The 9094-nt window shown below is 35.6% G+C and carries 6 protein-coding genes and 1 pseudogene; 1 reads left to right on the top strand and 6 read right to left on the bottom strand.

Annotation, left to right across the window (positions count from 1 at the left end; all coding sequences use genetic code 11):
• Positions 1-131: 131 nt before the first annotated feature.
• The 5 genes from JEM65_RS17890 to JEM65_RS17870 form a co-directional block, all read right to left on the bottom strand.
• Positions 132-2768, bottom strand: coding sequence for a DEAD/DEAH box helicase (locus tag JEM65_RS17890; RefSeq protein ID WP_199602633.1), 2637 nt, complete (start codon positions 2766-2768; stop codon positions 132-134).
• Between the two features lie 3 nt (positions 2769-2771).
• Positions 2772-4559: a site-specific DNA-methyltransferase gene (locus JEM65_RS17885; protein WP_199602632.1), complete on the bottom strand. Its 1788-nt coding sequence runs from the start codon at positions 4557-4559 to the stop codon at positions 2772-2774.
• Position 4560: 1 nt separating this feature from the next.
• Entirely contained in the window at positions 4561-5529 is a 969-nt protein-coding gene (locus JEM65_RS17880) for a 5'-nucleotidase (protein ID WP_199602630.1), read from the bottom strand.
• Positions 5530-5727: a helix-turn-helix transcriptional regulator gene (locus JEM65_RS17875; RefSeq protein ID WP_199602628.1), complete on the bottom strand. Its 198-nt coding sequence runs from the start codon at positions 5725-5727 to the stop codon at positions 5530-5532.
• A 979-nt stretch (positions 5728-6706) separates the two neighbouring features.
• Positions 6707-7138, bottom strand: coding sequence for a hypothetical protein (locus JEM65_RS17870; protein WP_199602625.1), 432 nt, complete (start codon positions 7136-7138; stop codon positions 6707-6709).
• 470 nt (positions 7139-7608) lie between these two features.
• Between JEM65_RS17870 and JEM65_RS23590 the strand changes: the two are divergent.
• A pseudogene (locus JEM65_RS23590) lies at positions 7609-7740 on the top strand (IS91 family transposase); the annotation flags it as partial.
• A gap of 306 nt (positions 7741-8046) precedes the next feature.
• Here JEM65_RS23590 and JEM65_RS17865 read toward each other — a convergent pair.
• A complete protein-coding gene (locus JEM65_RS17865; protein ID WP_199602623.1) occupies positions 8047-8784 on the bottom strand; it encodes a DUF2971 domain-containing protein in 738 nt (245 codons plus the stop codon).
• Positions 8785-9094: the final 310 nt, after the last annotated feature.

Genomic DNA, 9094 nt, shown 5'->3' with positions numbered 1-9094 from the left:
AGCCGAATTCTTAGTTATTGCTGGCTTTTTTCTTTTCATTTCGTTTGCGTTGGCTGTGGAAGCTCTTTTAAAAGCTTTGGACGAGCATTGGCTGGTGCGACTTTTAAATGTGCTTACAAATAGCGTGGGCTTTACATTTTACTGATTAACTCTTTTGCTTTATCCAACGTATATGCTCCCGCAATTTCTTTTTTGTCAAATACCATAAAATAAGAAAAGTCATTTCCTGCTTGTCTTTCCCATTCGTTTCCTAGTCGGCATTTAGCTTCACTGTCTGAACCGTCCAAATGGTCGCCTTTGGATTCTATTAAAATGGTCTTTCCTGATTTTGTCTGTAAAATAAAGTCAGGGTAGTGGTTGGCTTTAAATCCATTGATGTAAAATCCTTTCCCTCGTTCTAAGTTCCTATGCCAAAATGCAACGTTCGAAGAAGTTCCAATTTCCATTGCAACCCTTTCTTCGAAACCATTCATAGAACCTTCTCTTTCGTAAAGGGAATTCCCAATGGATGAACCTGGTTTTCCTGGTACAATTTCATTCCCTAATTTCCAATTTGCTTTGGTGTTTATCTTTTTAGATTTCAGTAAATCCATAAAACGACCTTCTGCGTAAGCATCTGACAACTGGCGAATCTTTACTTTTATCTTGTCTGTGTAACTCCATTTTCTTACCAAAATATCCCGTAGCTGTTCTGTATTCATACTGTTCAGAATACGTCCAATATAAACTTTGATTTCTTGGTCGGCAATTGGATACATATTGCCAATAATCTGCATCATTTGATGTGTTATGTCTGTTATTTGATTTTCTTTTGGCTTAGCTAAAATGTATTCGGCAATTGGGTCTTTCACCATACTGTCTTCAATCTTAGTGAATGAAGGTCTATACTCGTTTTTCTTAGCTTCTTCTAAGTCAATTTTATACAAGTCAGATGAAATTTGGTCAAAGTCAATTTTGATGTCTTCGTCTGAAAGTTTAAAATCTTTTAGAAGTGATTCACGGTTGAGCAATTCTTCGTCTGTTCCAAAAATATCACTTGCTGTTACTTTGATAAAGAACTGCGGGAACTCAATTTTATCAATAAAATCTTTATTGGATTCTTTGACTTTGTAGCGTTTTACTTTTGCACCCATTTCTTGAAATATATTTTCGTCAACAGGTTGTTTTTCCTGTTCTTTTATTTGCTCTTCTAATTGGCGGTTTTGTTCTTCCGCAATGGTTTCTATTTCTTCGATTACTGAAGTTGTTTCGGTTTCTTCTTCATCTGCATTTGGGTCAAACGTAACTCTGTTTTTATCTATATTTTCTTCTTCTTGGTCTTCTTGTTGTTCTGGGAATAAGAATGATTCAACAGGGTCAACCGAAACAGTTTTCTTTTCTTCTTCGGTCATTTTATCGACTTTTCGATAATCTTTTTCGCTGAAACCTGATTCCTGCAATCCTTTTACAATACTCTGTAAAGTTTCGTTGAACTTTGCCGAAGCTGTTAAAACATAGGAAAGGTTTAATTGAAATGCTTTGTGTCTTTGTACGTATGGTTGACGCAATACACGACCTAAAATTTGCTCCACATCTACCGAACTTGATTTGTCAGCCAATGATGCCAAGATATAGGCAAACGGACAATCCCAACCTTCTTTTAAAGCATTGATAGTAATGATGTATCGAACTTCACATTCCTTGCTCAACAAGTCAATGCCTTTTAATTCGTCAATGTTGGCGGTTTTGATTTTAATATGGCTTTCTGGAATGCCTAATCCCAACAATTGTTCTTTTAGTTTTTCAAAAGTGGTGTTGTCGTCTTTGGTTTTTGGTTGTGCTTGAAATAACACAATTGGTCTGATGTATTTACCGCCTTCAGTTTCTTGTTTTTTGGCAAGATTCTCCAATTTACGTTGTAAGTGCAAAGCGTTATTTATGACTTCTGTTTTGTCGTGGTTGTTGTATACGATTACAGGCAGTTTAACCATATGTTCCTTTTTCAACTCTATCGCAGGAACAAGGCTTACAATATTGCTATTGTCTTTTGGTGTTGCGGTTAAGTCTAAAATGAAAGACGGATTTAAGTTTTTGAGCATATCTACACTCAAATCACTTTCTGCATTGTGGCTTTCGTCCACCACTAAAACAGGATTAAGAGAACGTAAAACATTAATTAAAGCAGTATCATCAACACCACTCAAAATATGTTCATTGTTTTTGTATTGCGATACAAAAGATTCTAACTGTCCATTTTCTTGAAAGACTTTACGGTCTTCTTTGTTGTTGGCTCTTAAACTGGCAAAACTCATTACAAAAATGCTCAATTGGTCTTTTACAACTGTTGGGTTGAAATTAGAACCTTGTAACAAATCAGCTTTTTGATAAATCTCTACTCGGTTATTAAAAAGCGAATTAAGTTTTTGGCGATACGGATGTTCTGGGTCAGAAAGTGTATTTACAGTTTGTTGCAATAAATTACTCCAAGGCACTAACCAAATAACTGCTTTAGGCTTTGCCGAATCGTAAGCTGAAAAAATGCTATGCAAAGCATTTACTGCAATAAAAGTTTTACCGCCTGCCGTTGGTACTTTTACGCAAACGTGAGCTGCATTTGGTATGTTGTTTTTGTAGCCTTCCATCCCTGTACCGTCTAACGGATTGTATGGGCCAATTTTGTCTTCCCAATATTGATTGAAGGCTTTGGCTAAACTTTTATGCTCTTGAACATAACCCAAGTATTCTTCAAGATTCTCTATTACTTTTCGCTGATAACTTTTTAATTCCATAGTCTAAAATCTTGTAATGTCTCTTGGTATTTTTTTGAAAATGATGTTGTTCTTTGCCATAAAATCCTTTGGAAGTAAACAATTGTCAGCGTAGATGACATATTGTTCTCCTTTGGTTTTTATTAGTTCTAAAGCATCAAAATCAAGCGTTGTTAAACAGTCTTTTTCGTAAATGAAATAGTAAGCCGATTCGTCTTTTTTTCCTAAATAGTAGCTTTCGGTATTTGGTTCTTTAAAGGAAGTTCTGGTTTCTGAAAACCAAATGTATTCTCTGATTTTACCTAAACCGACTTGCTCATTTAGGTTTTGGTTTTCGTCAAAGAGTGGTAGCCCAAGTTCGTAATAATCAAAGCTTCCTTGCAGTCCCTCAATTGTTGAATCATTTATTTGGTATCCTTTTGAAACTTTTTTGATTCGTTCGGCTGTAATCTTATTGGCATATTCTTCCATTTCAATTAGGATGAATTTGCGATTGCCACCATCTATTTTGTTAAGTGCTAAAACGGAATTTCCAGTTGTACCAGAACCAGCAAACGAGTCTAGAAAAATTCCATTTTTGAATAAAGTGGAAGCTAATAATTTTGAAATAAGTTTAGTTGGTTTTGGAAAGTCGAATACCTTTTTCCCAAATATGTTGCGTAATTCTTCATCACCATCTTCATTGGAACCCCAACCAGTGTTATTTAAATTGGAAATGTCAACATTGTCGAAATGATGAACGTCTTCTAAAGATGATATTTGATTTTTTAATTCTACAATTATTTTTGAGTCAGGTTCATCCTTTTCCAGTTCTTTTATCATTTCATCTTTCAAGTCATTGATAGTCCCATACTCAACTCTTTGAAGTAAGTCTTTAAGTTTTTTGTAACGTGTATCGTAAACTTCGCGTCTTAAATAAAGGTCACGAGTAAAATAGAGTTCATCTTTTTTGGCATAAAGACTGATGTTATCTTGACTGTAACGCCATTCAGCTTCTACTTCCACATCATTCTTTAATCGTCCGTCTTCTAGAATTAAATCTCCTTTTAACTCTAGAAACATATTTCCAGCGGAAATTTTACTACCATTTGAAAGCTTATAATTTTTCTCCCTATATGTAGATTTTGTACCTGCGGGTATTATTCTAGAAGCTCTTTTGTTGCCTGGGTTTATGCATGGATAAGTTTCCTTTTTCGATTTGACCTCTCCGATTAAACCATTAAATACCTGTCTGTTTTTACAGTAGACATATATATATTCTTTGATACTAATCCTTTTTTTATCTAAATGAGTTCCTTTCTTTTTTTTCTCCCATACAAGAGTTGTGACGAATGATTTTTGCCCGAAGATTTCATCACAGATAAGTTTTAATCTAGAGTTTTCGTTATCATCTATTGATATAAATATGACACCATCTTTATCCAATAACTTTGAAAGAAGTTTTAATCTTGGATACATCATACATAACCATTTGTCATGCCTTGTTAAATCAAGCTCATCATCTCCAACAATTTCACCAATCCATTTTTTAATTTTTGGGTGATTGACATTATCATTATAAGTCCATTTTTCTTCGCCAGTATTGTAAGGTGGGTCTATATAGACACATTTTACTTTTCCTTCATATTCAGGAAGAAGGCTTTTTAATGCTTCAAGGTTGTCACCGTGTATAATCTTGTTTCCGCTGTTTGCCGGTTCTTTTTGGTCTCCCTTTTCTGCTGTAAAACCGTATTTGTGTTCCAATACTCTGTATGGCACATCTTGGTGGTGGCTCACCACTTTATCTTTTCCTATCCAATTGAGTGTTGGCATACTATTTCTTTTTTTCTTTTTTCGGTTCTATAATAATTTCCTTCTCGTAATTTTTGAGAATCGAATTTGTTTTATACAATACTTTGCCACAAGGAACTTTTGTTTTGGAATCACTTAAATGACTGTCTTGGTCATCAAAGAAAATATGCGTGCCAATAGCTTCTAAAACTGGTGCCTTAGGCCATCCACCCATAAAATATGCTTCATCTACATATACATTCCAATTTCGAAATGTCTTAATAACTCTCATATGACTGGGCGAGTTTCTTGCCGTAACTATTGCAATTCTTAAAGGGGAAAGTTCTTTTTCAATTGGTAGAAAATCTTGGATATATGATAATTTTCTCAATAAAGCTGCAAAAGGGCCATCTTTCAGTGGAACATTCTCATTTTCCTTTTCGTGTTTTCGAAACTCTTCAAGACCTTTTTCTTTGTATATAATTTCAGATTCTTCTGAGAACACAACCGCATCTGCATCAAAAGCAAATTTAACTCGGTCAGTTTCTGGTTTGTAATTTTCAGGTGGGTCAAATACTAATGCTGTAGCACAGTCTGATGTGTCGATTATTTTTTGAACATCTTTTTCGTCTTTTGAAAGAAACAAGTCAACGTTAAATGCCTTTATAAATGGAGCTAAAGGTTCTCCTGCTGAAAATGCCCATCTTGAAATAGGAAGATTATAGTGTTCAATCGCTTTTAAAACACGAACTCCTGTTTCAGGGCTGTTTTTTGACATAATTACCACTTCTACGATTGGGGATTCCTTGTCAACGTGTGTATTCAGTTTTAGCAATGCTTCAACCAATGGAAACGCAGTGCCTTTATCAAGTAGCTTATCTTCATTGGCTAATTGGTATTCCCGAAAACCACGAATGTTTTTTTCTCTGAAAATCTGCTCTTCTTCTTCGAGATTGAAAAGTGCTCTAGAGGAAACTCCAACTACTAATATTTTTGAAAAGTCTACTGGCATTTATTGTTCTTTATTAGATATTATCAATTCTTTTACGTCCACATCTAAAATCACCGCTATTTCCATTAAGGTTTCCAATCGTGGTTGTTGTCGGTTTTGTGCATAAGCATTTACCATATTGTAACTCTTACCAAGTTTTTCAGCCAACCAAGTTTGCTTAATCCCTTTCTGTTCCAACACTTCTTTAATTCTGTTCATTTCAGACGTTGTTTATTCAGTCGCTAAAATAGTTAGTTTATTTTAAATATCTCATAAAACTGTGTATAAAATGTAATTATTCTGTTTGGGTGGCGGTGGGGAAGGGCAAGCTCTTTTGGTTTTTCAACATTGGCTTTTAGCGTTGGCAAAAACCAAATGTGCTTGACCGTGCGGTGGCTTTTTTTTTAGCTTGCAGGTAACGTGATTGTGTCGAGTAGACAAGGGGAGTTTCACCCCGAGCCTCTCACACCCGCCTGCCGGACGGGCAGGGAACCGTACGTGATAGTCTCCCATCATACGGCTCTTCTAAGTGGTGTACAAAAATAGCTCATCCTTTTTCAAGTTGGCAGGCTGTACATCAAATTAGCTCATCCCTTTGCTCCATTTCCATTACAGAAACTTCTTCACTACTACGGATGAGTCCGCCCCTGTTCCAAACATCGCTATTCTGCCTCTAGTTTGCGCTATTGTGCATTTCACTTTGCATTTTGGCTCAGGTTCCCGAGTTCCGTAAACAAGCCCGAATAATGGTCATGCCTCCTAAATGACGCCTGCCGCCCAGCCAATAAACAGGTAACCGCTGGACTTATAATGTTTGTCATACTTCAAACACTTTTGACAGAAGGTTGCACTTTCTCGACACTTCATCAGAGGTTCATTTGCATTCATCTCCATTATCTATACCTGACCACGCTCGTGGCGCAGCCTTTTCCATAACGCTCAATACCTTGGCTCTTTACCAAAGCACCTTATGGGGGTTTGATGCTCTCCCCTGTAGGACAACACCGGTGGGTCGGTTCCACCATCTTGTAAACAGTTGCGCAACGACTTTTTAGCCGGTCGTTACTCTCGGCACACATAAGATTAGTTGCGTTGTTTAAGCACGTAATTTAGCAAATACAAACCAAACAGAAAATCCGCGAGGATTTTCGTAAGTAGGCTTGCACTAGCAATTAATTTTATACTTTGTGTGTAGTTTTTATTCAATTCTCACAAATTTACTTCCAACACCATCAGCATTATTGTCAGAAATATAGAGTTTTTTGTTTTCCTCAATATTTATAATTCCATTTTTAACAAATCCTAAATACTGTTGGTCAATTGTTTGAAGTTTAATAAATCTTTCCATTTCTCCAGAAGAAATAGATTTTTTCATAATCAATTCATAAATTCCATTCGATATTTCAGTTCCATTTTCGGTTACTGAATATTCATAGTTTTCATTTAAATTCAAGTGAATTATTTTTCCAGTTGTTTTTGGTGTTTCGTGAATATGAAATCCGATTCCTCCATCAGTATTTGTCCAGTTCCAATTTCCAATTAAATCCGAATTGTCAATTCTCGTTTCATCATCTGAACTGCAAGAAATTATTCCCAAAATCAAAATAAATAAGTAAATCAAATTTTTCATAATTTTCTTTTTTTATTAGATGTTTAAATTCCCATTTGGTTGCGTCAAATTACACACAACATGTGTGTATACAACATAGAGTGACATATACACCCCCTATCTACCCCATGCCATTTCTGTTTGTCATTCTCAAATGTATACATTTGAAATCTAAAATGGCACTCCCAACTAATTGGGGGGGCCAAATAAGCCCCAACTTTAAAACTAAACGGTAAAAACCAGGGATCCTAAATTCAAACCACAAGCAAAGCACTTAACAAGTTATTAGAACAAGAGGGTTCAATACCATTTGGCCACCCAAAAACAGCGTAACCTCCAACCATCCCTCCCTTAACTCATCGTTTTACCCATAGACGGCAAATTAACCGGATGCGTCAACACAATATTCAGCTCTGGCCAACTTAGCGAAGCGATCTCATGACCGAAGGGAGTAATCGGCGAGCCGAATCCTTAGTTATTGAATAAAAGAGCCACTTTTGCACCGCCGGTGTCCTCTCTGTAAAAAGGGAAGACTGCATACAATACTATTGTTCAATGACCGTGGTCCTCCCGAGAATTGGCGCGTTTTACTAAAAGATAGAAAATTGAATAAGAGCAGCTAAAAATTATTCTGCAAAAGCGGACTGGCTTTGCTATGCCATGACCTAAAAATTAAACGAAAAAAACCAGAGATTGTCAACCATAACCTGTAGAAAACTGCAAAGAATGTAGACAATAATTTAGATCTATACATTTTGTCAACACAAACACCAGCGCAACCTCCTAGTATCCTCCACTCAACTTAACGTTTTACCCATAAGACGGCAAATCAACCGGATTCGTCAACACAGTATTCAGCTCTGGCCTACCCCGCTAAGGCGGGACAGGTGCGGCGAGCCGAATCCTTAGTTATTGTGTGCAGTTTTTTATTATCGATATGTTGATTCGGAAATCGATATTTTAGTCTTTGATAAATTGTTGTATTCCAAAAATTGTTCTAATTCTGGAATGTCAATATTTGATTTTGGTCCCAAAACAATTTCATTAATCAGTTTTGAATTGAAAATTTTACTCAAATCATATTCGTGGTAGGTAACAATTTTATGATTGTTAACTCTAAACTTTAAATCAGACATTCTTTTTTCTGTTTCTGATTCTACACTATATTTTGTTGGCGTATGTATAATTCTCCATTCTTTTTCTTCTATAAAACTTGGGTTTTTAAAAGTCATCGCTAAAGTAGCAAAGGACGTTCCTAAAAAAGCACTTGAAACTTCCCACAACTCTTCTTTTTTCTCATCGTAAATTTTTTTAAAATCCTCTGAAAATTTTAGAATTTCTTTCTTTTGATTTCGAATACTGTATTCGATGGGCAGAATTCCGATTGTATGGTCTGCATTAGAATTTGGCCAAGGTGAATCTTGTTTGATATTAAGTGCTTTTGTAGAAAAACCAATACAAACTCCTTTTCCGTCCGCTGAATATGCTCGCCATTGGCTTAATGAATCCTTTTTTTCGGATAAGCAAAAAATAAATGGTTTATGTTTATTCCATTCGTATGTATTTAAAGCTTCGGTCAAATATTTTTCGTATTCTTTATCTTTAAATGTTTCTCTAACTAAATCAAAGTGCTGTTCAATCCAAGTAGATTCTTCTGAATCGTTCATTTGATTACTATTAGACAACCACAAAGATTTAGAGTTGAAAATATTTAGCAAATTTTCAACTGAACAATAATGATAAAGTTTTGACGGTAGTTTTTTCATTTTTCAAATTGCACACAACATGCGTATATATAACATATGATCCTAGGAGTGACGTATATATCACCTATGTACACCATGCTATTTTGGTTGATCTTTCTCAAATGTACCTGATTCATACAAAGAATCCAAGGCCCATTTCTTATAGTGCATATCTCAAATGTATAAATTTGAAATCTAAAATAGCACTCCCGACTAATTGGGGGCCAAATAA

The sequence above is a fragment of the Gelidibacter salicanalis genome, from assembly GCF_016469035.1.
GTDB classification, from domain to species: domain Bacteria; phylum Bacteroidota; class Bacteroidia; order Flavobacteriales; family Flavobacteriaceae; genus Gelidibacter; species Gelidibacter salicanalis_A.
The sequence above is the reverse complement of the archived record's forward strand: the minus strand, read 5'-3'. Positions and strand labels throughout refer to the sequence as shown.

Excerpts from the sequence above, each read along its gene's own strand:
- JEM65_RS17890 (WP_199602633.1), bottom strand. The coding sequence starts at position 2,768 with ATGGAATTAAAAAGTTATCAGCGAAAAGTAATAGAGAATCTTGAAGAA.
- JEM65_RS17885 (WP_199602632.1), bottom strand. The coding sequence starts at position 4,559 with ATGCCAACACTCAATTGGATAGGAAAAGATAAAGTGGTGAGCCACCAC.
- JEM65_RS17875 (WP_199602628.1), bottom strand. The coding sequence starts at position 5,727 with ATGAACAGAATTAAAGAAGTGTTGGAACAGAAAGGGATTAAGCAAACT.
- JEM65_RS17870 (WP_199602625.1), bottom strand. The coding sequence starts at position 7,138 with ATGAAAAATTTGATTTACTTATTTATTTTGATTTTGGGAATAATTTCT.
- JEM65_RS17880 (WP_199602630.1), bottom strand. The coding sequence starts at position 5,529 with ATGCCAGTAGACTTTTCAAAAATATTAGTAGTTGGAGTTTCCTCTAGA.
- JEM65_RS17865 (WP_199602623.1), bottom strand. The coding sequence starts at position 8,784 with ATGAACGATTCAGAAGAATCTACTTGGATTGAACAGCACTTTGATTTA.